The 24,612-nt window shown below is 64.0% G+C and carries 17 protein-coding genes, 1 tRNA gene and 1 riboswitch; of the genes, 10 read left to right on the top strand and 8 right to left on the bottom strand.

Annotation, left to right across the window (positions count from 1 at the left end):
* Positions 1-2: 2 nt before the first annotated feature.
* From PSV26_RS13945 to PSV26_RS13910, 8 genes are all read left to right on the top strand, one after another.
* Complete coding sequence (locus tag PSV26_RS13945; RefSeq protein ID WP_300571543.1) at positions 3-1,577, top strand: hypothetical protein; 1,575 nt, start codon at positions 3-5, stop codon at positions 1,575-1,577.
* Positions 1,574-2,206, top strand: coding sequence for a hypothetical protein (locus PSV26_RS13940; protein WP_300571541.1), 633 nt, complete (start codon positions 1,574-1,576; stop codon positions 2,204-2,206). Before PSV26_RS13945 ends, PSV26_RS13940 begins: the two co-directional genes overlap by 4 nt.
* The gene (locus PSV26_RS13935) at positions 2,203-2,787 is read left to right on the top strand and encodes a hypothetical protein (RefSeq protein WP_300571539.1); all 585 of its coding nucleotides are present in this window, start codon (positions 2,203-2,205) and stop codon (positions 2,785-2,787) included. Before PSV26_RS13940 ends, PSV26_RS13935 begins: the two co-directional genes overlap by 4 nt.
* Positions 2,784-3,719: a type II secretion system protein gene (locus PSV26_RS13930; RefSeq protein WP_300571537.1), complete on the top strand. Its 936-nt coding sequence runs from the start codon at positions 2,784-2,786 to the stop codon at positions 3,717-3,719. Before PSV26_RS13935 ends, PSV26_RS13930 begins: the two co-directional genes overlap by 4 nt.
* 4 nt (positions 3,720-3,723) lie before the next feature.
* Entirely contained in the window at positions 3,724-4,341 is a 618-nt protein-coding gene (locus PSV26_RS13925; RefSeq protein ID WP_300571535.1) for a response regulator, read from the top strand.
* A complete protein-coding gene (locus PSV26_RS13920) occupies positions 4,338-5,498 on the top strand; it encodes an ATP-binding protein (protein WP_300571533.1) in 1,161 nt (386 codons plus the stop codon). Before PSV26_RS13925 ends, PSV26_RS13920 begins: the two co-directional genes overlap by 4 nt.
* Before the next feature lie 76 nt (positions 5,499-5,574).
* The gene (locus PSV26_RS13915; RefSeq protein ID WP_300571531.1) at positions 5,575-6,228 is read left to right on the top strand and encodes a type II secretion system protein; all 654 of its coding nucleotides are present in this window, start codon (positions 5,575-5,577) and stop codon (positions 6,226-6,228) included.
* Positions 6,229-6,531: 303 nt separating this feature from the next.
* Positions 6,532-9,255: an ABC transporter substrate-binding protein gene (locus PSV26_RS13910; protein WP_300571530.1), complete on the top strand. Its 2,724-nt coding sequence runs from the start codon at positions 6,532-6,534 to the stop codon at positions 9,253-9,255.
* 35 nt (positions 9,256-9,290) lie between these two features.
* On the opposite strand, the gene PSV26_RS13905 is transcribed toward PSV26_RS13910, so the two are convergent.
* The 3 genes from PSV26_RS13905 to PSV26_RS13895 all read right to left on the bottom strand — a co-directional run bounded on the left by PSV26_RS13905 (position 9,291) and on the right by PSV26_RS13895 (position 11,328).
* A tRNA-Gly gene (locus PSV26_RS13905) sits at positions 9,291-9,364 on the bottom strand.
* A gap of 54 nt (positions 9,365-9,418) precedes the next feature.
* Positions 9,419-9,859, bottom strand: a complete 441-nt coding sequence (locus tag PSV26_RS13900; protein WP_300571528.1) for a DsrE family protein — start codon at positions 9,857-9,859, stop codon at positions 9,419-9,421.
* Positions 9,856-11,328 carry an NAD-dependent succinate-semialdehyde dehydrogenase gene (locus PSV26_RS13895; RefSeq protein WP_300571526.1) on the bottom strand — a complete coding sequence of 491 codons (1,473 nt, stop codon included), beginning with the start codon at positions 11,326-11,328 and terminating at the stop codon, positions 9,856-9,858. The genes PSV26_RS13900 and PSV26_RS13895 overlap by 4 nt, the downstream gene beginning before the upstream one ends.
* A 209-nt stretch (positions 11,329-11,537) precedes the next feature.
* On the opposite strand from PSV26_RS13895, the gene alaS reads away from it, so the two are divergent.
* Positions 11,538-14,378, top strand: a complete 2,841-nt coding sequence (gene alaS, locus PSV26_RS13890) for an alanine--tRNA ligase (protein WP_300571524.1) — start codon at positions 11,538-11,540, stop codon at positions 14,376-14,378.
* Between the two features lie 86 nt (positions 14,379-14,464).
* A complete protein-coding gene (locus PSV26_RS13885) occupies positions 14,465-15,265 on the top strand; it encodes a dienelactone hydrolase family protein (protein ID WP_300571522.1) in 801 nt (266 codons plus the stop codon).
* A 3-nt stretch (positions 15,266-15,268) separates the two neighbouring features.
* Here PSV26_RS13885 and PSV26_RS13880 read toward each other — a convergent pair whose 3' ends face one another.
* The 5 genes from PSV26_RS13880 to PSV26_RS13860 form a co-directional block, all read right to left on the bottom strand.
* A complete protein-coding gene (locus PSV26_RS13880; protein ID WP_300571521.1) occupies positions 15,269-15,766 on the bottom strand; it encodes a 6,7-dimethyl-8-ribityllumazine synthase in 498 nt (165 codons plus the stop codon).
* Between the two features lie 101 nt (positions 15,767-15,867).
* A riboswitch (FMN riboswitch) is annotated at positions 15,868-16,022 on the bottom strand.
* 245 nt (positions 16,023-16,267) lie between these two features.
* Positions 16,268-16,738 (bottom strand): RidA family protein, encoded by a 471-nt coding sequence (locus tag PSV26_RS13875; protein ID WP_300571519.1) that lies wholly within the window; start codon positions 16,736-16,738, stop codon positions 16,268-16,270.
* A 175-nt stretch (positions 16,739-16,913) separates the two neighbouring features.
* Positions 16,914-17,858 carry a transglutaminase family protein gene (locus PSV26_RS13870; RefSeq protein WP_300518681.1) on the bottom strand — a complete coding sequence of 315 codons (945 nt, stop codon included), beginning with the start codon at positions 17,856-17,858 and terminating at the stop codon, positions 16,914-16,916.
* A gap of 39 nt (positions 17,859-17,897) precedes the next feature.
* On the bottom strand, positions 17,898-20,522 hold the full coding sequence (locus PSV26_RS13865; protein ID WP_300571766.1) for a circularly permuted type 2 ATP-grasp protein: 2,625 nt from the start codon (positions 20,520-20,522) through the stop codon (positions 17,898-17,900).
* A 310-nt stretch (positions 20,523-20,832) separates the two neighbouring features.
* A complete protein-coding gene (locus PSV26_RS13860; RefSeq protein ID WP_300571517.1) occupies positions 20,833-24,435 on the bottom strand; it encodes a DUF2126 domain-containing protein in 3,603 nt (1,200 codons plus the stop codon).
* Between the last annotated feature and the right edge of the window lie 177 nt (positions 24,436-24,612).

Genomic DNA, 24,612 nt, shown 5'->3' with positions numbered 1-24,612 from the left:
CCATGCTGGACTTCGCTCTCGTCATTGCGCAGCAGTCGGTCCATCTGTACCGGCTGAGCGGCGCCCGTGCCGAGCCAGTGGCGGCAGCGGGTGTGGATGTTGACCCGGTCGCCTGGGTCGCCGCCCACATGCCGGCGCGCGGAAACTGCTCGCTGGTCAGCGACATCATGGACGAGGCCTACATCCGCAATGTCTTGCCGCCGATATGGTTGGCCGGAACGCGGCAACAACTCATGCAACGCCGCTTGTTGCAACAGTTGCGCGACAACCCTTATCGCGCCGCGGTGTTGGTTCCTTCCGGGTCTTTGCGGCCGCCAACCCGTGTCAGCCTGATCGGCATGGGGCAAAGCGAGCGCATCGCCCAATGGCTGGCTGCCCTCACAGCGCATCACATTCGCGTCAAGGGCTTGTGGCCGCTTTCAGCCTTGATTGCGCTGGAAGTCCGGCAAAAATTGCCCCGGCGAGCGCGCAGCGAGCCGCTGCAAGGCCCACCGGCGCCACCGGAGCCCGCCAGCCTTCGGCCCACGCTGGCGCTGGTGGCCACCCCTGCGGGGCTGCGGCAGGTGCTCGTGCGCGGCAAGACCCCGCTGTTTTCGCGCCTGGCCCTGAGTGTGGGCGAAGGCAGCCTGTCGGCGGCCTTTGTGTTGGCCGAGGCGCGCAGAACGGTTCAGTACCTGATTTCGCAAGAGTGGCTGGGCAGCGCTGACCAACCCGTAGCCACGCAGATGTGGTTGCCGTTTGACGACGAGCAGGCACTCGCAGAGGTTGGCGCCGACCCCGCGCTGGACGTGCAATTCATTGAGGGAGTCACTGACGCCTATGCCCGGCTGCTGCCTCGGCTCAAGTCGGCCTCTGCACAGCTGCAGTTTCTGCCCGACGAATCACGCAAGCAATGGCGTGCGGCCCAGATCTCTGCCGTTGCAAAGTACGGGGGTATCACCGCTTTGGCCCTGGCTGTCTTGTGGTCGGCGGACTTGTTGTGGCTGTCCTGGGGGAAGCGCAACCTGGCGCAGGAGCAAGTGGCGCGCGCAGCAGTCATCAATCAGCAGGCCAGCCAGGAAGTCCTGCGCGCCAAGGGCGACCTGAGCCAGGCCGGCCTCGCGGTGGCGTCGGTGCAGGCCTGGCGGCAAACCCTCGCGTCGCAGCCCGACCAGTTTGCCGGCCTTCAGCATCTGTCCGGTGCACTGAGGGCTGCACCGGGGGTGGAAGTGCAAAAAATCAGCTGGGCACTGCCGCGTTTGCAGGTGCAGACTTCCGGTTCGCCTCCGGCTGCCGACCAGTCCTTTGGATGCCCGAAAGTGGTCGATGCCGCAGCGGCAGCCACCCCTCCCGCAGTGGAACCGGTCAAACCTGCTCTTGCGATACTCAGCTTCACCGCAGCACTTCCGCTGACATTGACACAGCGCCAGGCGCTGCAGTTTCAGGATGCTTTGCTGGCCGGTTTGAGCACCGGGGGCTGGTCGGCCTTTCTGCTCAAATCCACAGTGACGCTGGACCCGGTGCAGGTCCAGGCCGGCACGCTGGGCGAGGTGAGTGCACGCACGCTGGACCTGTGTCTGGAGAAAGTCGCGCCATGACGGACCTGCAACAAACGCGCAGCGTCTGGCGCATGGCGGCCCGGCCGCTGGTGCTGGGGGCGATCATGTGCACCGTTGCTGCTGCGCTGGTTGGCGGCGCAAGCTGGCTGGCCCAGAGCATCGCGGTGGAGCAAGGCAAGGCCCAGGCAGTGCTGGACGCCGCCAACCTGTCGCTCGAAAACACGCAGTCGGACCGGGCGAGGCTGGAGGAGAATCTGCAGATGTTCGGCAAGCTCAAGCAGTCCCACTTTGCCCACGCGCCCGACCGGCTGGCGATGCTGGAGGCGCTGGAAGCTGCTGCGAGCGACCTGAAGAAAAGCACCCTTGTGTGGGAGCTGGGCGCCCAGGAAAAAATCAGGCCCCTGAACGACGACAAGACCGGTGAAACCGTGGCCCACCTGGTGCGTGTGCCCATGAAGCTTGGGGTGAGCGGTGTCCATGAGCAAGAGTGGATCAGCCTGCTGGCACGCCTGCAAGGCGGCAACGCGGGTTACTTCACGTCCGACAGCTGTATTTACGATCAGAAAATTTTCACCAATGCGGGCCTGTCGGCCCCAGCGGTGGATGTGCGTTGTGAGTTGTCCTGGTTGTATGTGGTGGCCGAAGGCGCAGCGCCTAAAGCACCATGAAGGTGGAGACTGTGACGAAACTCTCCTCAATGTCTGTCAAGGCTGCAGGGTTCAGGGGCCGGGTTATCGCACTCGGCCTGACAGGGATGACTGCCTGTGCAGTCATGGCGCAGACGGCAGCGCCGGCGTTGACCGTTCCTGGCGTTGCCCCGTTGTCCCGCGAGCTTGGGACGCTGATTCTTTCGCCGGCGCAGCGCCGAAATCTTGAATCTGCACGCAACGCTGTCGGTAGTCCCGACGAGGGTGTGCAGGTGCTTCCAAAAGAACCGTCGGGTGAGCCTGCCTCCAGCTTGCCGGACGCCCTGGTCGTCAGCGGCGTGGTGGTCCGTTCGGGCAACCGCAGCACGGTGTGGGTTAATGACCAACCGCTTTATGGACGGGCCGCAGCCACTCCTTTGCGCACTTTGGCGGGGCAGGCGGGTGTGCTGCAGTCTCGGGGCCAGGACATGCAACTCAAGGTCAGGCCGGGGCAGGTGATTGATGTGCCTTCGGGGCAGGCGGTGGATTTGTTGCCTCTTGGGGCTATCCGGATCATTCGGCCGAAAGCAGGCGCGGCTCTAACAGATAGGAACAAAAAATGAAAACATACACATGTCATGCGTCGTTTTCCCGAACCGCTGTTGGCGCACATCAACGCGGATTTAGCCTGATCGAAATAGCGCTGGTGCTCGTGATAGTAGGACTGGCATTGGGTGGCATTGCTGCTGCGCTTGGCCCTCAGCTTGAAAATAAGAAGATCAGCGATACACAAAATCGAATCAAAGAAGCTTCCGACGCAATCATGGCGTTTGCAATGGTTAACGGCAGGCTACCATGTCCCGCAGCTCCTCCTGCTGGCGTCGCCGCCGCCAACAGGGGGACGTCAGATCCCGCTAATCCTGGACGTGGGCTTTGCGTAACTTTTGAAGGCTTTGTTCCCGCCCGTACCCTTGGTTTGGGTGAGCAAGGTGTCGGAGGTGCTTCGGAGGGGTTGATCCAGGACGCATGGGGATTTGGGCTTCGTTACAGGGTGGCCAGAGTCGTTTACACAGGGGCGGGGAATCAGCCTGCTCCCGTCGATTGCTCTGGCCCCCCTGCAAATAGTTGCTTTCCCTTGACTCAGGCCAACGGAATCAGGAATGCCTATTACACGCCTGCCGTTGTTGGCCCACCTGCTGTCGCCGCAGTTGTGACGCCTATCCCCGCTGCCGGGCAACTGCAGATATGCAACACCTCATTGGGAATCGCGCCCGCAGCTTGCAGTGGACCCGCAACCACTTTGGCGCAAGCTGTATTTATTGTCTGGTCAACAGGGCGAAACGGGTCAGACAACGGCGCAGCTGTCGGCGGAACTACCGGCACGCGGGGTGCTGACGAGGATGCAAATTTGGTCCTTTTGGCAAATGATGTCACTTACGTTTCTCACGAGCGACGAGACGTAGGCGGCGCGGGCGGGGCATTTGACGACATTTTTCTCTGGACGCCTGCGATCACGCTCACCGGCAGCATGATTAGAGCTGGTGTTTTGCCTTAAACAAATGGCATTTGACCGCGTTGTTTTGGTCGTCGAAGACGACGCGTCCCTGCGTGACTGGTGGTGCGGTTCGCTGGAAGACATGGGTTACAGCGTTTTGTCGGCCGGGTCGCCGGCTGAGGCACTGGCAATCGCCCGACAGGCGCAAGCGCCGTTTGACCTTGCCGTGCTCGACCTGGGCCTTCCACCTCACCCGAACGACCCGACGGAGGGCCTGGAGTTGCTGCGCCTGCTCATTCTGGAGCGGCCTTCGCTCAAGGCGATCGTGCTGACGGGCCAGGATGAACCCGCGGTCGCGCTCACGGCGATCGGACTGGGGGCTTTTGATTTCTTGAACAAACCCGCCAGCAGCCAGCGCGTGCGCGAGGCTTTGGCCCGTGCCGTGCTGTTTCTGCAGGCTGAAAAACAGTTGAGCACTGACGGGCAGGCGCGCATGACGCTGACCGCACCGATTGGGGAAGGCGTCAGGGAGTTCGGCGAGGCTGCGCAGGAAAAGCTGGTGCGGTCCGTTTTAGCTGATACCCAGTTCAATGTGGCCCAGGCGTCCCGCAAGCTGGGGCTGACGCGGGAGCATCTTTATTACTTCATGAAGAAGTTCGGCATTGAAAGAGCGGCGTCGTGAACGACTTGTACGACGCGGCCGTGGCCCTGGTGGTGGCTGGCTTGAGCGTGGGGTTCACGATGATCTGGCTGCGCCACCTGAGCCGTCTGCATCGCCAGCGCATGGACCAGCTGCTGGCCTTGCGCGAGGCCTTGCATGATGACTTGCTGGGCACGCTGGTGCGGCATCAGCACACGCTTGCGCAGCTGGGCCTGGTCAGCATGGACTGGCGGGGGAGCTGGTATGGCTCGCCGGTCTTCACCCGCATGGGCCCGCCCATTCCGGCGATTGTGCACGGTGCGGCAGTGCCCGGTGCGCGGAGCGAGCGGCGTTTTGATGACCGCGTCCTTTGTCAGAGTTTTCAGTTTGACGATATCTCATTGGACTTTCGCATTGGCCTGAAGGGCTTGCGCGGTGAACGCTACCTGTTTGCCGTACAGGCCGCCGAGGTGCTGTTTGCCATGCTGCAAGGTGCCCTGGCGGCCCGCCAACTGGCGCTGGTGGCCGCGGTCAGCCAGCGTGCGCGGGTAGGCGTTTTTCTCCAGCACGACATGCGCAACCTGGCCCAATGGGTGCAACTGGTGGCGGAAGACTTTGCGGGGGCAGAAGACGACCAGACCCTGATGGCGCGTGCGCGACGCCTTCGCAGCAATGCACCCATGGCGGCCAACCGGGCCGAACGCATGGCGCAGGCCCTGCTCAATCCCACCTGGCAGGCTTCGCTTTCGGCGCCCTTGGCTCCCCTGGAAGAACACGAGCCTGACATGCTGGACCTGGACGAACACGTTCGCCAGGCCGGTCTGCTGCATCAGGTCGCCATTGAACTGGAGGGGGGCGCGTGGCTGCAATGGGACGGCGCGGCGCTCGCCACGGTTCTCGACAATGTGCTGGGCAATGTCTCCAACCTCTCTCGCGCGCGTCAGGTAGCGGCACATTGCCGGGTTGTGGTTGTGGACGAAGGGTCCCACATCGCGGTGCATTTTGAAACGCCCCATCTGCCGCTGGAAATTGCGCTCGACAAGCTGTTTGAGCCCTGGGCCAGTTCCGGCGCTGTCAACCGGGGTCTGGGGATGTACCAGGCGCGCAAGCAGGCCCAGTTAGCAGGGGGTGAACTTTCCGCAGAACGACTGGGCGAAGGCCTGCGGGTGACGCTGCGGCTCCCATGTAAAAGTTCCTGACTCCTTCAATTCGAAAACAAAAGATACATTTCATTACCGATGCATCCCGCGTCGCGTAATTATTTTGGAGTCATCAATGAAAACATTGAAAAAACAGGGCGGTTTCACACTGGTTGAGATTGCGATCGTGCTGGTGATTGTTGGTCTGCTTCTGGCAGGTGTGCTCAAGGGACAGGAACTGATTGAAAGTTCCCGGACCAAAAGTATGGCAAAAGATCTGAACAGCATGACTGCTGTTGTCGCCAGCTATCAGGATCGTTATCGCGGCGTCCCGGGTGATGACCTGACGGCTGCGGCCATCGCCAGTCGGGGTTGGGCTGCCGGTCCGGCACTTGTCGCTGTTGCAGCATCTAACAACTTGATTGGTGCTGCTGGCGTCAACCCCTTCGCAGCGGCGGCTGGCACCGAAAATACCCAGGCGATTCGGGCTCTGCGCTTCGCTGGTTTCATTGAGGGCAATGCGGCAGATGTGACTCTGCCCTCGAGCGCTGCTGGTGGTTTGGTTGGCCTGACAAATACGGTATTCGGTTTTGGCGCCCGAAATGTCGTTTGCCTGAACAATTTGAACGGCAAGCAAGCTGGTGCCTTGGACCGCCTGCTGGATGACGGTGTGAGCAACACCGGTGATATTCGTGCAGTGATTGCCGCAGCGCCTCCCGCCGCGGCACCTGGCGCTGCTACTAACTACGTTGAAGCTACGCCTGGCTTCGTTCTCTGCAAACCTCTGTAAAGGCTGGGCGAGTGAAAAACCGGGCACGCTGCCCGGTTTTTTTATTTCAGCCGAGCGTCAAGATGGGGTATTCCAGTGTATGCCGCTGAACTTGAGTCCAAAGTACTGGAACCATCTGCCGTGAGACACCAAGTTCGCTTACCCGGTCCGCCGGTACTGCCCGAATCCCTGCTATGCGGTATTCATGGCCACATTCCGCTCCAGCTGGTGGCCTGTAGCTATATAGAGCAGAGCGTGTACCGAGTCACTGAAAGAAGCTTCTCCCCTCGGAACAAGACACACGCATGCTAGACTGAATCCACGATGTTTCCCCCGAGCCCCTCGCCCAAGCTCTTGCTGAATCCGGCGAGGCGGCTGACAGCGGCCACGGCCTTTATTTCGGTCATCGCCCTTTCCATTTTCTGCACCGCCCCGGTGCATGCAGCCCCCGACGCCAAAGCACCCGAACGCGTCACCCTGCAGCTCAAATGGCTGCACCAGTTCCAGTTTGCCGGCTATTACGCAGCCCTGGCAAAGGGCTTTTACCGTGATGAAGGGCTGGACGTCACCATTCGCGAGGGTGGTGCAGGGCGGCCGGTGATTGCCACGGTTCTCAAGGGCGACGCGCAATACGGCATTGGCGACTCCGATCTGCTGATCAACCGTATCAACGGGCAGCCGCTGGTAGCGCTGGCTGCGATATTCCAGCACTCGCCCTACGTCATCATGAGCCGGGCGGACCGCCGGATTCGCTCCCCCAGTGACCTGGTCGGCGCCAAGGTGATGCTCTCGGACGGCCAGGGCAGCACTCAGCTGCGCGCCGTGCTCAAGCGCGAGGGCATCGACCCCCAGCGCGTCAACATCGTCCCGCAGTCCTGGTCGCTTGAGGACCTGATCGAGGGCAGGGTAGACGCCATGTCCGCCTATTCGACGGTGGAGCCCGCCTTGCTTCGCGCTCGCGGTGTGGCGCCTGCGACCATGCGCAGCCTGGACTACGGCGTCGATTTTTATGGCGACATTCTCTTCACGACGGAGGCTCAGGCAGGAAACGCGCCCGAACGTACCGCCGCCTTCCTGCGCGCCACCCGCAAGGGTTGGGAATATGCCTTCACCCACGAACAGGAAATCGCCGATCTGATCACGGGCATGAAAGGTGTCCGGCAGCGGGGCCTGACCCGCGAGACCCTGCTGGACGAAGCGATGCAGATGCGGCCATTGGTGTTGCCCGATGTGGTGGAGATCGGGCACCTGAACCCCGGCCGGCTGGACTCCATCGCCCGGACGCTGGCGAGTCTGGGCATGGTCAAGGTGGACTACTCCCTGGCAGGGCTGATGTTCGAGCCGCAGACGGGCCTGCATCCTGACCTCGTGCGATGGCTGGCCGGCGCGGTGTTTGGTGTTGGTACCCTGCTGACCCTGGCGCTTCTGTGGAATCTGCAGATGCGCCGCAGTGTTCGCGAGCGCACCCGACAGCTTCAAACCGAAGTCTTGCGGCGCACCGAGGCGCAGCAGCAGCTCAAGGTCAGCCAGGACATGGTTCAGCTGATGTTTGGCACCGCGGCCTCAGGCATCGTGATGAACACGCCGGACGGACGCTTCCTGATGGCCAACCCCGCCTACTACGCCATCGTGGGCTACTCCGAGGCCGAGTTGCAGGCGATGGATACGCGCGAGTTGACCCACCCCGATGACCGGGCGCGTTATGCCGCGCAGAGGGACCGGATGCTGGCCGGCGAGCTGGAGAGCTTTTCGGACGAAAAACGGTATGTAAAAAAGGATGGCTCGGCCGTATGGGTTCATTCGACGGTGTCCATGGTGCGGTCGTTGTCGGGCGAGGCCACGCACATCATTTCGGTGACTGAAGACATCACGGAGCGCCGGGCGATCCAGGACAAGCTGCGCCAGAGCGAGGCGCTGCTCAGGATTGCCGGGCGCACCGCGCGGATTGGCGGCTGGATGCTGGATCTGCCGGGGAATCATGTGGTCTGGTCCGACGAAGTCTGCAACATTCACGAGGTGCCGCCCGGCACCCGTCCCTCCCTGGAGCAGGCGCTGGAGTTTTATGGATCGCCGGAGTGGCGCGGGAGAATAGAAGCAGTGGTCCAGGCGTGTATTGACACTGGGGCGCCCTTCGATGAAGAGCTGGAGATCACCTCTGCTGGCGGACGCCGGGTCTGGGTCAGGGTCATTGGCGAAGTGGTGCGTGATGACAGCGGCAAGGTCATCCGCCTGCACGGCTCGACCCAGGACATCACCGAGCGCAAGCAGGCCCAGGAAAGCATCCTGCGCCTCAATGCCGAACTGGAGGAGCGGGTACGGCAGCGCACCTCGCAACTCGAAGCCCTGAATCGCGAGCTGGAAGCGTTTTCGTATTCCGTGTCGCACGACCTGCGTTCACCGCTCAACACCATTGACGGTTTCAGCCAGCTGATAGAACGCATGGCGTCGGAAAAAGTCGGGGCTCAGGGAAAACATTACCTCAGCCGCATCCGTGCCGGCACGCGCCAGATGGGGGAACTGATCGAAGGCCTGTTGTCGCTGGCCAAGCTGTCGCGGGATCCGCTGCGTGCGGGACCCGTGGATCTGGCAAAAATTGCCCGGCAGGTGGTTCAGGCGTGCCGCGAGCGGGAGCCGGAGCGCGTGGTGGAGATCCACATTCAGGAGAACCTGCTGGTGCTGGGCGACCCGCTCCTGCTCTCCGTGGTGATCCAGAACCTGCTGGGCAACGCCTGGAAGTTCACATCCATGCAGCCGCTGGCGCGCATCGACGTGGGGTGCAAAACGGGCACGGATGGCGAGGCTGTCTATTTCGTCAGGGACAATGGCGCCGGCTTCGATATGGCTTACGCCGACAAGTTGTTTGGCACCTTCCAGCGCTTGCACTCCTCCACCGACTACGCAGGCACCGGCATCGGGCTGGCCACCGTCAAGCGCGTCATTGAGCGGCATGGGGGGCGGGTGTGGGCCGAGGCGGCCGAAGGGCTGGGCGCGACCTTTTACTTTACCTTGGGCGCGGTGGTGGTTGACAGCCCGGCTGTCGCCGCTTGAAGTCACGCCGGCCGGCTGCCGGGGTGGGGAAAATGTGGAGCGGGTGATGGGAATCGAACCCACGCTATTTGCTTGGGAAGCAAAAGTTCTACCATTGAACTACACCCGCATTCAGGCTGGAAGCACGACCCGATTATAAAAGTGAACTGCCAGGCAAAAACGCTCAGGGCCGCAAATAAGCCCAGCCTTCGCCCTGTTTCTTCATGATCTCGGTCACCCCGGCAGGAACGTAGCTGATGCCGGACTGCATGTCGTCCCTCGTCAGCTTCGCACCGCGCATGGTGTTTTCACATGCCACCACGCGCACATTGGCTTTCAGTGCCTCGGCAATACGCGGGCCCACGGGCGACTCCAGCTTGAGCATGCCTATGCCCGGACCGTAGGCCACGATGGCAATGTCCACGTTGGCGGCCCCAACGTCGTCCTGCACGTTTTTGGCATTGTTCAGGGCGAGGTTCCATTTGGCTGGGTCGTTGTCACTGACCTGGATCACGAGTTTGTGGCGTTTTTGGCCTGCAGCCCCCACCCCCTGGGCGCCAGCAGCTATTAAAAACGTAGCGCCTGCGACCGCGACACCGGCATGGATAAAAAGGCGGCGGTTCATTTGAGGATGTCTCCCAGGCACAGGTATTTCATTTCCAGGTACTCGTCCATGCCGTGGCTGGAGCCTTCGCGGCCCAGACCCGACTGCTTGACGCCACCAAAGGGCACATGCTCGGTGGCGATCACGCCGGCATTGATGCCGACCATGCCGTATTCCAGCGCCTCGGCGACGCGGTAAATGCGGCCGATGTCGCGGCTGTAGAAGTAGCTGGCCAGGCCGAACTCGGTGTTGTTGGCCGCGTCAATCGCTTCCTGCTCATGTTTGAAGCGGAACACCGGTGCAAACGGGCCAAAGGTTTCCTCTTTGGCGCACAGCATGTCGCCGGTGGCCTCGGAGATCACGGTGGGCTCGAAAAACTGGCCATTGAGTTTTTTGCCGCCGGCGAGCAGCTTGCCGCCCTTGGCAATCGCATCGTCCACATGGCGCTGCACTTTCTCGACCGCCGAGTCCTCGATCAGCGGGCCCTGCACCACGCCGTCCTCGAAGCCGTTGCCGACCTTGAGCCCCTTGACCTTGGCGGCGAATTTTTCGACGAACTGGTCGTACACGCCGTCCTGCACATAGATGCGGTTGGCGCAGACGCAGGTCTGTCCGGCATTGCGGTATTTGCTGGCCATCGCGCCTTCGACGGCCGAGTCCACGTCGGCATCGTCAAACACGATGAAGGGCGCGTTGCCGCCGAGCTCCAGCGCGAGTTTCTTGATCGAGGGCGCGCTTTGCGCCATCAGGATGCGGCCGACCTCGGTGGAGCCGGTGAAGCTGATGTGGCGCACGATGTCGCTGGCGCAGAAGACCTTGCCGACCGCCGCGCTTTCGTCGGTCGTCAGCACATTGAGCACACCGGCCGGGATACCGGCGCGCATGGCCAGTTCGGCAGCGGCCAGCGCCGTCAGCGGTGTCAGTTCGGCGGGCTTGATGACCACCGGGCAGCCGGCGGCCAATGCCGGCGCCACCTTGCGCGTGATCATGGCCAGCGGGAAGTTCCAGGGCGTGATGGCGGCGCAGACGCCGATCGGCTGCTTCAGCACCATCAGGCGGCGGTTGTTGTCGAACTGGGGCAGGGTTTCACCGTTGACGCGTTTGGCTTCTTCGGCATACCACTCGACAAAGCTGGCGCCATAAGTGACTTCACCCTTGGCTTCGGCAAACGGTTTGCCCTGTTCGGCGGTCATGATGCGGCCCAGGTCCTCAACGTTGGCCATCAGGAGCTGGTACCACTTGAGCAAAATCGCGTGGCGCTCCTTGCCGGTCTTGCTGCGCCACGCCGGCCAGGCGGCGTTGGCGGCGGCGATGGCTGCTTCGGCGTCCTTGGCGCCCAGATTGGCCACGTCGGCCAGCTTGAGGCCGGTGGCGGGGTCGTTCACGTCAAAACGCGAGCTGCCCTTGACCCACTGGCCATTGATCAGGGCGTCGGTCTTGAGCAGGCTGGGGTCTTTGAGCAGCGAGAGGGGGGAGGTTTTCATGTCCATGGGTGTCTCTTTCGAAAGCGGCCGCCGGAAGCGGCGCATTGGCAACAAGCTGCAAGCATAGCGCGTCAGGCACTTTGGCGCAGGGCAGGCGGCAGGGGCAGCGGGCAAAACTTATAATCAAGGGTTCAGGCAAATCAAGCATCCAGGTGCGGTCGGCCGCTCCGGGCCCGGGCCTGGCAGGGGCCGGCGTCATCAGCAACCAACAAAACATGAGCACACCCACTTTCACTGTCGCCGACATCCGCAAGACCTTTCTGGACTTTTTCGCGTCCAAGGGCCACACCGTGGTGCCGTCCAGCTCGCTGGTGCCCGGCAACGACCCGACGCTGATGTTCACCAACTCGGGCATGGTGCAGTTCAAGGACGTGTTCCTCGGCACCGACAAGCGTTCCTATGTGCGCGCGGCCTCGGTGCAGGCCTGCCTGCGGGCGGGCGGCAAACACAACGACCTGGAAAACGTCGGTTACACCGCCCGCCACCACACCTTCTTCGAGATGCTGGGCAACTGGAGCTTTGGCGACTACTTCAAGCGTGAATCGCTCAAGTGGGCCTGGGAGCTGCTGACCGAGGTCTACAAGTTGCCACCCGAGCGGCTGCTGGCCACGGTTTATGAAGAGGACGACGAGGCCTACGACATCTGGACCAAAGAGATCGGCCTGCCGCCCGAGCGCGTGATCCGCATCGGCGACAACAAGGGCGGGCGCTACAAGTCCGACAACTTCTGGATGATGGCCGACACCGGCCCCTGCGGGCCGTGCTCCGAAATTTTCTACGACCACGGCGACCATATTCCCGGCGGACCACCCGGCAGCCCCGATGAAGACGGCGACCGCTTCATCGAGATCTGGAACAACGTGTTCATGCAGTTCAACATGGCCGAAGACGGCTCGGTGACGCCGCTGCCCGCACCCTGCGTGGACACCGGCATGGGGCTGGAGCGCCTGGCCGCCATCCTGCAGCATGTGCACAGCAATTATGAAATTGACATCTTTGATGCGCTGATCAAGGCCGCTTCCCGCGAAACCGGCGAGAAGGACCTGGGCAACAAATCCCTGCGCGTCATCGCCGACCACATCCGCGCCACCGCCTTCCTGGTGAGCGACGGTGTCAACCCGTCCAACGAAGGTCGGGGTTATGTGCAGCGCCGCATCATCCGCCGCGCGATCCGCCATGGCTACAAACTGGGCAAGAAGACGCCGTTTTTCCACAAGCTGGTGCACGACCTGGCCGGACTCATGGGTGATGCCTATCCCAAGCTCAAGACCGACGAGAAGCGCATCACGGCCGTGCTCAAGGCGGAGGAAGAGCGCTTTTTCGAGACTCTAGCTACTGGCATGGACATCCTGGATCGGGCACTGGATATCCAACAAGTAAGAAGCAGTTTTCCTAAATACACCCTTAGCGAAAGTCTTACGAGATACGGTGACTGTGACTACCCGTTTTATACGGGCTATGTTCAAGATAGCAAAGACCCTGCAATTTTCGTTGTGGTAGACGAGGATCAGCTACCGGAGGCAAAGCGGCAGTTTGACAAGGTATTACCTGGGCAGCCCAACTTGTATCCTTTGGCTCGAAATTGGTCCGGGCTTAAGTTACCTGGCGATGTCGCCTTCAAGCTGCACGACACCTACGGTTTTCCGCTGGACCTGTCGGCCGACGTCTGCCGCGAGCGCGGCGTCGAGGTGGACGAGGCCGGCTTCACCGCGGCCATGGACAAGCAGAAAAACCAGGCGCGCGCCGCAGGAAAATTCAAGATGGACCGCGCGCTCGAATACGCCGGCGAAGGCAATGTATTCACCGGCTACGAAGCCCTGGAGTCCAGCGGGAAAATTGTGGCCCTGTACGCCGACGGCGTCTCGGTGGCAGCGCTCAAGACCGGCCAGCAAGGCGTGGTGGTGCTGGACAACACCCCGTTTTATGCCGAAAGCGGCGGCCAGGTCGGCGACCAGGGCGAGCTTGTCAGCGGCTCGGCCCACTTCGAGGTTGGCGACACGCTCAAGATCAAGGCCGATGTCTACGGCCACCACGGCAGCGTGGCGCAGGGCACGCTGAACGTTGGCGACCATGTCTCGGCTCGGGTCAACCTGGCCTTGCGCGCCGCCACCGTGCGCAACCACAGCGCCACCCACCTGATGCACAAGGCCTTGCGTGAAGTGCTGGGCGACCACGTGCAGCAAAAGGGCTCGCTGGTCGATGCCGAAAAAACCCGCTTCGACTTCGCCCACAACGCACCGGTGACCGATGAACAGATTCGCGAGATTGAAGCGCGCGTCAACGCCGAGATCCTCGCGAACGCCGCCACCGACGCCAGCGTGATGGACATGGAAGCCGCCCAGAAAACCGGCGCCATGATGCTGTTTGGCGAGAAATACGGCGACAAGGTGCGTGTGCTGAGCATTGGCTCGAGCAAGGAGCTGTGCGGCGGCACGCATGTGGCGCGCACGGGTGACATCGGCTTTTTCACCATCACGGCCGAAGGCGGCGTGGCGGCGGGCGTGCGCCGTATCGAGGCCGTCACCGGCCTGGCGGCGCTCAACTACGTGCAGGCCATGGAAGCCACCCTGGGCGGCGTGGCTGGAACGCTCAAGGTGACCCCGCATGAAGTGCCGGCCCGCGTCAGCGGCCTGCTCGAGCAGATGCGCGATCTGGAGAAAGAACTGACGGCTATCAAGGGCAAGCTGGCTTCAGCGCAGGGCGACGAGCTGATCTCGCAAGCGGTGGATGTCAAGGGGCTGAAGGTGCTGGCCGCCAGGCTCGAAGGCGCCGACGCCAAGACCTTGCGCGACACCATGGACAAGCTCAAGGACAAGCTCAAGACCGCGGTGATCGTGCTCGCCGCTGTGGATGGCGACAAGGTCCAGATCGCAGCCGGCGTGACCGCCGACAGCGTGGGCAGGGTCAAGGCCGGCGAACTGGTCAACTTTGTCGCCCAGCAGGTCGGCGGCAAGGGCGGCGGCAAGGCCGACATGGCCATGGCCGGCGGCACCGATGCGTCCAAACTGCCGGCGGCGCTGGCCTCGGTGCAGCCCTGGGTGGCTGATCGGGCCTAAGCCGGTACGCCGGATTGCTATCGAATCAGTAGCTGTCCGTGCATATGTTTAAAGGGCTGGCGGCACTTTTGGTATGTGTTACGGCGGTGGGAGGCTCCTCTGCCGCCGCGCCGCAGGTCGCCAGCTACCTCAGCCACGACGGCACCCTCATCAAGGCCTGGGTGTATTTGCCCCCGGGCGCCCTGCCGCGCGGCAGTGTGGTGGCCCTGCACGGTTGTGGCGGGCTGTACGCCAGCCAGGGCGCGCGCAAGGGCCTGTTCAATGCGCGGCACCAGGCCATGGCCGATTGGCTGGTTGGGCAGAGTTATGCCGCCGTTTTTCCCGACAGCTTGAGCCCGCGCGGTGAGGCTGAACTGTGTACCCAGAAAATCGGCACGCGCCGCATCGACCAGACCCAGCGCCGCGCCGATGCTCTGGCGACGCTGGCCTGGGTGGCAGCGCAGCCTTGGGCTGTGGACGGCAAACTGGCCTTGCTCGGCTGGTCGCATGGCGGCAGCGCCGTGCTGGCGGCCACCGACCTGTCGCGGGCCGAGGTGCGCAGCCAGGTGGCCCCGCCGGCGCTGGCGGTGGCGTTTTACCCGGGCTGCGCCGCTGCGCTCAAGGCGGGCTACCGCCGCGCCGTGCCACTGGTGTTGATGCTTGGCGAAAAAGACGACTGGACCCCGCCCGGCCCTTGTGTCGAGCTGGGCATGGCGGCAGGCGCTGAAGTCAATGTTTACGCCGGCAGTTATCACGACTTTGACAACCCGGTGGGCGAGGTGCGGCTGCGCAAGGACGTGCCGAACGGTGTTCACCCGGGGCAGGGCGTACACGTTGGCTCCAACCCCGCCGCCCGCGAGCAGGCCTTTGCGCGCTTGCTGGTTTTGCTGCAGCAGGCGTTCAGGTAAGACTCACGCGGTTTGCAAGGCCTGCACTTGCTGCAGGCTGGCCACGGTCCGCAGGCAGGCCTGCGCGACCTCCTGGCCCTTGATGACAAAGTGATCACGGAAAAAGCGCTGATGCTCTTCGTGCGCATGAAAGTGCTGCGGCGTGAGTACGGCTGAAAACACGGGCACGCCGGTGTCCAGTTGCACCCGCATCAGGCCGCTGATCACGGCATCGGCGACAAACTCGTGGCGGTAGATGCCGCCGTCCACCACCAGGCCGCAGGCGACGATGGCAACGTAGCGCCCTGAACGCGCCAGCTGTTGCGCGTGCAGCGGAATCTCGAAAGCGCCCGGCACCTCCAGCAAGTCGATGTTTTGCGCCGGCACGCCGTGCCCGGCCATTTCTGCCAGAAACGCATCGCGCGCCTGGTTGACGATATCAGCGTGCCAGGCAGCCTGGATGAAACAGAACCTGCCCGGCACCGTCGCCAGAGTGTGGATGGGGGGATGTCGCTGGCTCATGAACTTCTCCTGAAAACGGTTACCGAAATTCAGGGCGCACGAGTCTGTGGCCCGCAGGCAGGCAGGCGCGCAGGCGCCAGCCCACGGCGGAGCCATGGACTTCGCGCTCTCTTTCATCCGGACTGTGACCGTCGGCTTCGGAGTTGAACCGAATCTGCTGACCCCGGCTTCCGTGAAGAGGCCGGGCGCTCGCGGGCTGATGCGCGTGAACGCAAACACCGCCGGTGGGGAATTTCGCCCCGCCCTGAGAACGCTTGCCTCGAATCGCTTCGGGGACGATTGATTTTAAGGCTGCGAGGAGGCAGCGGGTGTCGCTGGCTTGACCGTTCGCCCTGAGCCTGTCGAAGGGTCTTCACCACGCGGGCAGGCTTCGACAGGCTCAGCCCGAACGGTGAAGAGGCTGCCGCACCGCATTGCAAGCGGGGGCCGCGATCCGGCTTTGCCGGGCGTGTGGCGCCCGCCCCTGCAAGGGGGAGGAGGCGAAGCCTCCACGGGGTGTGCTTATTCCAGTTCGGCAATCAGCTCGATCTCGACGCAGGCACCCATCGGAATCTGCGCCACGCCGAATGCGCTGCGGGCGTGGGCGCCGGCCGTGCCGAACACCTCGCCGAACAGTTCGCTGGCGCCGTTGGTCACCAGGTGTTGCTCGGTGAAGTCGCCGGTCGAGTTGACCAGGCTCATCAGCTTGACGATGCGCTTGACCTTGCCCAGATCGCCGACTGCGGCATGTAATGTGCCCATCAGGTCAATGGCGATCGCGCGCGCCGCCAGCTTGCCTTCGTCCGTGCCCATGTTTTTGCCAAGCTGGCCCACCCAGGGCTTGCCATCCTTTTTGGCGATGTGGCCAGACAGGAACACCAGCGAGCCGGTTCGCACAAAAGGCACATAGGCGGCGGCAGGCGTGGAGACCGGTGGCAGGGTGATGCCCAGGTTTTTCAGCTTGTCGTAGATCGGGCCGGTGGGGGTGGTCATGAAATGCTCCTGCAGGTGGATAAATCGGGGGCTGATAGTGAAATATGGCTTCAGCCCATACCGGACGGGCGCCAGCAGCTACAAAAAAAGTAGCGCCTGGGGTGGGCCGTTCGAAAGATTCTAGCGCCGGCATGCCTGCCCGCCGCCGGGCATGGAACACTCGGTTCAGTTCAGTTCAGTTCAGTTCCGGCAGTTTGTCAATGGGCGTCATCGTCACGGCCACGTCCAGCACGTGGCGTGCGCCGCCACGGATCACACCGCGCATCGGCGAGACGTCGAGGAAATCGCGGCCCGTGGCCAGCGTGACATAGTCCTCGCCCGGCGCGCGGTTGTTGGTGGGGTCGAAGTCCAGCCAGACGCCTGGGCTCTGGTCTTCGGCCAGCGCCAGGCCGCCGGCTTCGCTTTCCACCGGGCAGTACACCGAGGCCCAGGCATGGGAGGCATCGCTGCCGATCAGGCGCGGCTGGCCGGGTGCCGGCGTGGTCAGCAGGTAGCCGCTGACGTAACGCGCGGGCACACCCATGGCGCGGCAGCAGGCGACCATGATGTGGGCAAAGTCCTGGCACACGCCCTTGCCCAGTTGCAGCGCCTCCAGCGCCTGCGTGCCGACCTCGGTGCTCTCGCTGTCGTACACCATGCCCGAGTGGATGCGCTCCATCAGGTCCTGCGCCGCTTCGGGCAGGGGTCGCCCGGGCGTGAAGCTGGGCCGGGCAAATTCGGCAAACGCCTCGTCGCGCGGGATATAGGGTGAGGCGAAGATGAATTCGCAGGCACTGTCATAGGCGGCGCCGGCGTGGTAGCGAAACTGCTCACGCACCTGTTCCCAGGGCAGGCCTGCCGGGGCGTCTTCCGGCGCTGCGGCAAGCGCCAGGGTGGAGACAATGCTGTCGGCCACCACGGTCAGCCTGTCATGCGGCGTGTGCAGCGAGAAATAGCTGCGGGTGTTGCCATACACGTCGGTCCGTTCCTGCAACCGAGCCGGTTGCGGGTTGATCGTCACCTGGTGGCGCAGCAGTTGCTGACCGGCATGGCTGGCAGGCTTGAGGTGCAGCATATGGTGGGCACTTTCCACGGTGGGGCTGTACGCATAACGCGTCTCGTGAACAAGGTGAAGCAGCATGGCGGGAAAAATGGGAAGGGTTGCAGCCGGTGGCAGGGTTCAGGCGCCCAGACTGTGTTCGTCTGGAGCCACGTGGCTGAAGTAGCGCCGGCTCAGCGTGTCCGACAGCTCGAAGGCGGCGCTGCAGCAAAGCTCGAGCTGCGCCAGCAGGCCCGCATACGGTTCGCTGTCCGGCGCGCCGGGAGCAGGGGTACACAGCTCGCTGAGCAGCCAGTTGCCGGGGTCGGGCAGGGCCGGCGTCAAATCGGGCGCCGGTTGCGGTGCGCCCACGGTGTTTTCGGCCAGGCGCGCGAGGCGCCCGCGCAGCGTCTGGGTGACCCAGCCGAGTGAGCGCGGGTTGTCGCGGTCCAGCACCAGCAGGTCCAGCAGCGCCGGCACATCGCGTTGCTGCTGGTACTGGGCGTGGAAGGTGATGGTGCTGTCGAACAGCGCGAGGATGGCCCCGAAGCCGCCTTCGTCGAACACGGCGCCGGTTTCAAAACCCAGGATCAGCGAGGACGCCAGCGTGTTCAGCCGCTCGATATGGCGGCCCGTGCTGAGCAGGCGCCAGCCGTCGTCGCGGCTCATGCGGTCGGTTTGCGCGCCGGTCATGGCGGCCAGGAAGCCGCTGGCCGATTCGAGCGCCGCGAGGGCTTCGACCGATGAGTATTCGAGCGCCTGAGACGCCGGGTGGTCGGGTCCGCTGAAGGCTTTGCAGCGCGAGAAGAAATCGGCCTCGGCGCGCATGATCACATGCCACTGTTCCTGAGACAGCCGCTCGCGCACCGCTGACGCCGCACCCTTGAGCGCCCGCAGGCTGTAGCCGACGCTGGTGGCCTGACCGGTATCGGCCAGGCTGGCCATCAGCGAGCGTTCGAACACGCGGCGCGACTGTGTGGCCGGCGGCACCGAGTCCATCACCAGGCCGTTTTTCACGGCCAGCTCGGACAGCCAGCCCAGCAGCGGCTGGGAAGACTGGTCTTCACCGTTGAGCGACTGCAGGGTCAGCTGGGCCATGCGGATGGCGTTTTCGGTGCGCTCGGTGTAACGGCCGAGCCAGAACAGGTTTTCGGCGGCGCGGCTGGTGACCGGGGGCTTGTGCACGGTGCGCGTGATGGCACGCGGCACAGCACCGGGCTCCGCCCCCGCCGGTGACAGCGGCGCTGCGTTGGTGCAGGCTGCCGCCGGGTCGGCGGTTCGGCCCGGTGTCGCCGAGGCTGGTGCTGCGGCCGCGGCCAGCGCCCACACATCGGCGCTGCTGCCGCCTTGCTGCATCGAGGCAATCTTGTCATTGGGGCCGGCCAGCCGCGCAAGCCCGCCGGGGAGAACCTGCCAGGAACCTGCGCCGTCGGCCACCGCGAACACCCGCAGCATGGTGGAGCGCGGGGCGATTCTCTGGCCCTGCCAGGTCGGCGTCTGCGACAGTGGCAGATAGGCCTGCACCGTGTAGTCTTCGTTGCGCCGGACCAGACGGCCGGCCCATTCATCGAGTTCGCGGCGCGACAGTGTCTGCCCAATAACCGATTCAATGCCCGTCTCGGGGTAGGTGCCCTTGATGACACATTCCTTCAGGCGCGGCAGCACGGCCTGCAGTGCCGCCTGCTCGCCGCACCACCAGGTGGCCAGCGAAGGCAGGGCCAGCGGCTCGTCGAGCAGGTGGCGCGACAGGGCCGGCAGAAAGCCCAGCAGCGCGCTGGATTCGAGAAAGGCCGAGCCCGGCGCGTTGGCCACCAGCACGTTGCCAGCGCGTATCGCCTGCAGCAGGCCGGGCACGCCGAGCGTGGAGTCCGAACGCAGCTCCAGCGGGTCCAGAAACTCGTCGTCCAGGCGCTTGAGCAGGCCGTGCACCGGCTCCAGGCCCTGCAGGGTCTTGAGGTAAAGCTTGTCGTCGCGCACCAGCAGGTCGCTGCCTTCCACCAGGGTCAGGCCGAGGTAACGCGCGAGGTAGGCATGTTCGAAATAGGTCTCGTTGTAGGGGCCGGGAGTGAGCAGCACGATGCGGCTTTCCTCACCGCGCGCAGGCGCCGGGCTGGCCGCCTTCATGCCGTCGACCAGTGCCTTGTAGGAAGCGGCCAGGCGTTGCACCTTCAGTTCGCGAAAGGCCTCGGGGAACAGCCGCGAGATCGCCAGGCGGTTTTCCAGCAGGTAACCCAGGCCCGAGGGCGCCTGCGTGCGTTGCGAGACCACCCACCAGCGCCCGTCGGGCCCGCGCGCCAGATCGAAGGCGGCGATGTGCAGAAAAGTGCCGCCGGCCGGCCGCACGCCGTGCATGGCGCGCAGGTAGCCGGGGTGGCCCTGCACCAGCGCAGCCGGCAGCAGGCCCAGCGCCAGCAGCTGCTGGGGGCCGTACACGTCGGCCAGGATGCGCTCCAGCAGACGGGCGCGCTGCTGCACACCGGTGGCGATCTGCGCCCAGTCCTGTGCCGACAGGATCAGCGGAAACAGGTCCAGCGACCAGGGCCGCTGCGGGCCGTTGGCGTCGGCATAGACGTTGTAGGTCACGCCGTTGTCGCGGATCTGGCGTTGCAGGTTGGCCGTGCGGTGGTTGAGGTCGTCAAAACCGTCGCCGCCGAGAAAGTTGAAAAATCGGCTCCAGTCGGGCGCCAGGCTTGCCGCCGTGGCAGCCGTTGGGCCGGGGTCGCGTGCTGGCGCGGGCGAAACGGCGCCGCCCGCCAACTGCAGCATTTGTGGGGTGTGGCTTTGACTCTGGCCCTGCATCTGGCTGGGCACGGGCGGGGCCTTGTCCAGGGTCCGGCCGTGCAACTCATCAAAATGGCCGGCGGAAGCCGGCAACGCCAGGGCCAGCGCCAGATCGCCAGGTGCATCCAGCGCAGCCGCTGCAAAAAGGGAGTTGTTGTAATCCACGGTGGTCCAAGTATGCCTTTATGCTTACCTTGCAGGCCATGCAGGCGGCATCGGGACGCGGTTCAGCGCACGATCACACGGTCAGGGGTCACGGGTGTTGTTGCCGCAAGACAGACGCGGGCTGTACGCGTTAGCGGAGGTCCAGCGTGAACGGAAACTCCCGGCTCGGCTGCGCCGGCTGTACGCGCATCTTGCCCGCTGTGTGGCCCATCTGGAAAAAGCGGTTCAGGCGCCGGCTTTCGGCTTCGTACGAATTGACGGGCAGGGTGTCGTAGCTCAGGCCGCCCGGATGCGCCACGTGGTACTGGCAACCACCCAGCGAGCGTTCCATCCAGGTGTCGACGATGTCGAAGGTCAGCGGCGCATGCACGCCGATCGACGGGTGCAGGGCCGAGGGTGGGTTCCAGGCCTTGTAACGCACGCCAGCCACGTATTCGCCGACGGTGCCGGTGCTCTGCAGCGGCAGCGCGCGACCGTTGGCGGTGATGACGTAGCGGTTGTCGTTGAGGCCGGTGACATGGACCTCGACGCGTTCCAGCGAGGAGTCCACATAACGCACGGTGCCGCCGGACGAGCCTTCCTCGCCCATCACATGCCAGGGCTCCAGCGCGCTGCGCAGGGTCAGCTCGATGCTGTTGGCCTTGACCTGGCCGATCATCGGGAAGCGGAACTCGAAATGCGGCTCGAACCAGGCCATGTCGAAGGCGTAGCCGGCTTCATTGAGTTCGGTCAGCACGTCGGCAAAATCCATGCGCACAAAACCCGGCAGCAGAAAGCGGTCGTGCAGTTCGGTGCCCCAGCGCGTCATGCGGCCGTGGTAAGGCTTGTTCCAGAAACGTGCCACCAGCGCGCGCAGCAGCAACTGCTGCACGATGCTCATGCGGGCGTGCGGCGGCATCTCGAACGCGCGCAGTTCCAGCAGGCCGAGGCGGCCGGTGGCCGAGTCGGGCGAATACATCTTGTCGATGCAGAACTCGCTGCGGTGCGTGTTGCCGGTCACGTCGACCAGGATGTTGCGCAAGGTGCGGTCCACGATCCAGGGCGGCATGTCCTGGCCGTATTTTTCGCGGTTGGCGGCGATTTCGCGCAGCGCGATTTCCAGCTCGTAGAGCTGGTCGTTGCGCGCCTCGTCCACCCGCGGCGCCTGGCTGGTCGGTCCGATGAACATGCCCGAGAACAGATAACTCAGCGAGGGGTGGTTGTGCCAGTAGGCGATCAGGCTGCCCAGCATTTCCGGCCTGCGCAGGAAGGGGCTGTCTGGCGGCGTGGCGCCGCCGAGCACAAAGTGGTTGCCGCCGCCGGTGCCGGTATGGCGGCCGTCGGTCATGAACTTTTCGGCGGACAGGCGCGTCTCGTGCGCAATCTTGTAGAGAAACTCGGTGTGTTCGACCAGCTCGTTCCAGTTGTAGGCCGGATGGATGTTGACCTCGATCACGCCGGGATCGGGGGTGACCTGCAGCATCTTCAGGCGCGGGTCGCGTGGCGGCGGGTAGCCTTCCAGCACGATCTGCAGGCCAAGGGCCTGCGCGCTGGCCTCGACAGCGGCCAGCAGGTCCAGGTAGTCCTCGAGACGTTCCAGCGGCGGCATGAAAATGTAGAGCGCGCCGGTCTCCGCCTTCGCGCCTTTTTCTTTCGGCGCGGCCTTGGCCTTGGGTTTGTCCTGGGGGCCGTTGGCGCGTGTCGGGTCGCGCACTTCCACACATAGCGCGGTGCGTGTCAGCCAGGCGGCGGATTCGCCGGGCTTGGGCATGCGGGCATTTTCATCTGCCACCGCCGGTGCCGGCCTGGCCGTCACGGCGGGCGCTTTGGCGCTTTGGTCGAAACGCGTGTCGGTGACGGGCGCGGCCGGCCTGAACTGCAGCAGCCGGCCGGCTTCGTTGCGCGGGCCGCTGGCCGTCATGTAACGCGCCATGTACTGGGCCAGCATGCTGGCGCTGTTGTGGCCGGTGGCAGGCGCCACGGCTGCAGGTGCGGGAACCGGCGCGGCCTGCCCGGTGGCGACGTTGTAACGTGCCGCCAAAGCGGCGGTAGAGGGCAACTCTTCCCGTGGCGCAAACGGGTCGGCCTCGGTCATGTAGGGGAAATCGGTTTTCGACACCCAGGGCACCGAGTCCAGCGGCAGGCGGTACCCCATGGGCGAATCGCCCGGCATCAGGTACATGCGTTCGTCACGGAAGAACCAGGGGCCGGTGGACCATTGCGGGCCCTTGCCTTGTGCTTTTTCTTCTCTGACCTTGAGCGGCAGCACATAACCCACCACCGCATCCAGACCCTGCGAGAACACGCGGCGCAGGCGGGCGCGTTCCATCGCGTCGTCGAGCTTGGTGTCGAAGGGGTCCACATTGACCGGCAGGCGGCGCTCGCGCCAGAGGTAGTACCAGGTGTCTTCGTAGCCCGGCGTGATGTGTTGGGCGGACAGGCCCAGCTTGCCGGCCAGCGTGTCGGTGAAACGGCGCGCGTCGTCACTGTTGTAGTGGCAGGGCTGGCGTTCGTCGGTGAAGAGCGCGGGGTTCTGCCAGACCGGCTGGCCGTCCTTGCGCCAGAAAATGCTCAGCGCCCAGCGCGGCAGCTGCTCGCCCGGGTACCACTTGCCCTGGCCGAAGTGCAGAAAGCCGCCTTCGCCGTATTCGGCGCGCAGCTTCTGCACGAGTTCGGTTGCGTAGCCGCGTTTGGTCGGGCCCAGCGCGTCGATGTTCCATTCGGCTGCGTCGCGGTCCTGCGTGGCCACAAAAGTCGGCTCGCCGCCCATGGTCAGGCGCACGTCGCCCGCGACCAGGTCCTGGTCCACCTGGTGTCCGAGTTTGAGCACATCGGCCCACAGCGCGTCGGTGTAAGGCTGGGTCACGCGTGGTGATTCGAAGATGCGCTGCACACCCATGTGGTGGGAAAATTCGACCTCACTTTCGTCCACACCGCCTTCAATCGGCGCCGCGCTCGAGGGCTCGGGCGTACAGGCCAGGGGGATGTGGCCTTCGCCGGCCATCAGGCCCGAGGTCGGGTCCAGGCCGACCCAGCCGGCGCCTGGCAGAAACACCTCGCACCAGGCGTGCAGGTCGGTGAAGTCAGTCTCGGCGCCGCTGGGGCCGTCGAGCGACTTGACGTCGGCCTTGAGCTGGATCAGGTAGCCCGAGACAAAACGCGCGGCCAGCCCGAGGTGGCGAAACAGCTGCACCATGAGCCAGCCGGTGTCGCGGCAGGAGCCGACGGCGAGTTTCAGGGTTTCTTCCGGCGTCTGCACGCCGGGCTCCATGCGGATCGCGTACTTGATGTCGCCCTGCAGCTTCTGGTTCAGCCCGACCAGGAAGTCGATGGTGCGTTTGGGCGTGCGGTCGATCGCGGCGAGATAACTTTGGAGCAGCGGCGTGGCCGGCTCGGTGGCGAGGTAGGGTGCCAGTTCATGCGCTTGTTCCTTGCTGTACTTGAACGGGAACTCCTCGGCTTCGGGTTCGAGGAAGAAGTCAAACGGGTTGAACACCGCCATTTCGACCACCAGGTCCACCGTGACCTTGAACTCGCGCGTGGGCCCCGGAAACACCAGCCGCGCCTGGTAGTTGGCAAACGGGTCCTGTTGCCAGTTGATGAAATGATCCTTGGGCTCGACCGTCAGCGAATACGACAGCACCTTGGTGCGGCTGTGCGGCGCCGGCCGCAGCCGGACCACCTGCGGGCCGAGGTGAACCAGCCGGTCGTACTGGTAGTGGGTGATGTGACTGAGGGCTACATGAATGGACAAGGGAATCTCGCTTTTCGAATATTTCAGGCGGTATGCTGGCACTATGCCGCAGAAACAGCATGCCGCCCGCGGCCGGCGCCTGAATAACGGTTTTAATGCCACCCCTGCAAGCAAGAGCTGCGCCAAAGGCCGAGATGCCTGTCAGCGCAAGGCCTGAGTTCTCCGTTAAGCAGGGAG

Source organism: Polaromonas sp., assembly GCF_029945685.1.
GTDB lineage: Bacteria > Pseudomonadota > Gammaproteobacteria > Burkholderiales > Burkholderiaceae_C > Polaromonas.
Note: the sequence above shows the minus strand (reverse complement) of the source record. Positions and strands in the feature narration are given on the sequence as shown.

What these genes read in the sequence shown, in the direction of transcription:
- PSV26_RS13945 (WP_300571543.1), top strand. Translation starts at nt 3, where the DNA reads ATGCTGGACTTCGCTCTCGTCATTGCGCAGCAGTCGGTCCATCTGTAC.
- PSV26_RS13940 (WP_300571541.1), top strand. Translation starts at nt 1,574, where the DNA reads ATGACGGACCTGCAACAAACGCGCAGCGTCTGGCGCATGGCGGCCCGG.
- PSV26_RS13935 (WP_300571539.1), top strand. Translation starts at nt 2,203, where the DNA reads ATGAAGGTGGAGACTGTGACGAAACTCTCCTCAATGTCTGTCAAGGCT.
- PSV26_RS13930 (WP_300571537.1), top strand. Translation starts at nt 2,784, where the DNA reads ATGAAAACATACACATGTCATGCGTCGTTTTCCCGAACCGCTGTTGGC.
- PSV26_RS13925 (WP_300571535.1), top strand. Translation starts at nt 3,724, where the DNA reads ATGGCATTTGACCGCGTTGTTTTGGTCGTCGAAGACGACGCGTCCCTG.
- PSV26_RS13915 (WP_300571531.1), top strand. Translation starts at nt 5,575, where the DNA reads ATGAAAACATTGAAAAAACAGGGCGGTTTCACACTGGTTGAGATTGCG.
- PSV26_RS13910 (WP_300571530.1), top strand. Translation starts at nt 6,532, where the DNA reads ATGTTTCCCCCGAGCCCCTCGCCCAAGCTCTTGCTGAATCCGGCGAGG.
- PSV26_RS13900 (WP_300571528.1), bottom strand. Translation starts at nt 9,859, where the DNA reads ATGAACCGCCGCCTTTTTATCCATGCCGGTGTCGCGGTCGCAGGCGCT.
- PSV26_RS13895 (WP_300571526.1), bottom strand. Translation starts at nt 11,328, where the DNA reads ATGGACATGAAAACCTCCCCCCTCTCGCTGCTCAAAGACCCCAGCCTG.
- alaS (WP_300571524.1), top strand. Translation starts at nt 11,538, where the DNA reads ATGAGCACACCCACTTTCACTGTCGCCGACATCCGCAAGACCTTTCTG.
- PSV26_RS13880 (WP_300571521.1), bottom strand. Translation starts at nt 15,766, where the DNA reads ATGAGCCAGCGACATCCCCCCATCCACACTCTGGCGACGGTGCCGGGC.
- PSV26_RS13875 (WP_300571519.1), bottom strand. Translation starts at nt 16,738, where the DNA reads ATGACCACCCCCACCGGCCCGATCTACGACAAGCTGAAAAACCTGGGC.
- PSV26_RS13870 (WP_300518681.1), bottom strand. Translation starts at nt 17,858, where the DNA reads ATGCTGCTTCACCTTGTTCACGAGACGCGTTATGCGTACAGCCCCACC.
- PSV26_RS13865 (WP_300571766.1), bottom strand. Translation starts at nt 20,522, where the DNA reads ATGCTGCAGTTGGCGGGCGGCGCCGTTTCGCCCGCGCCAGCACGCGAC.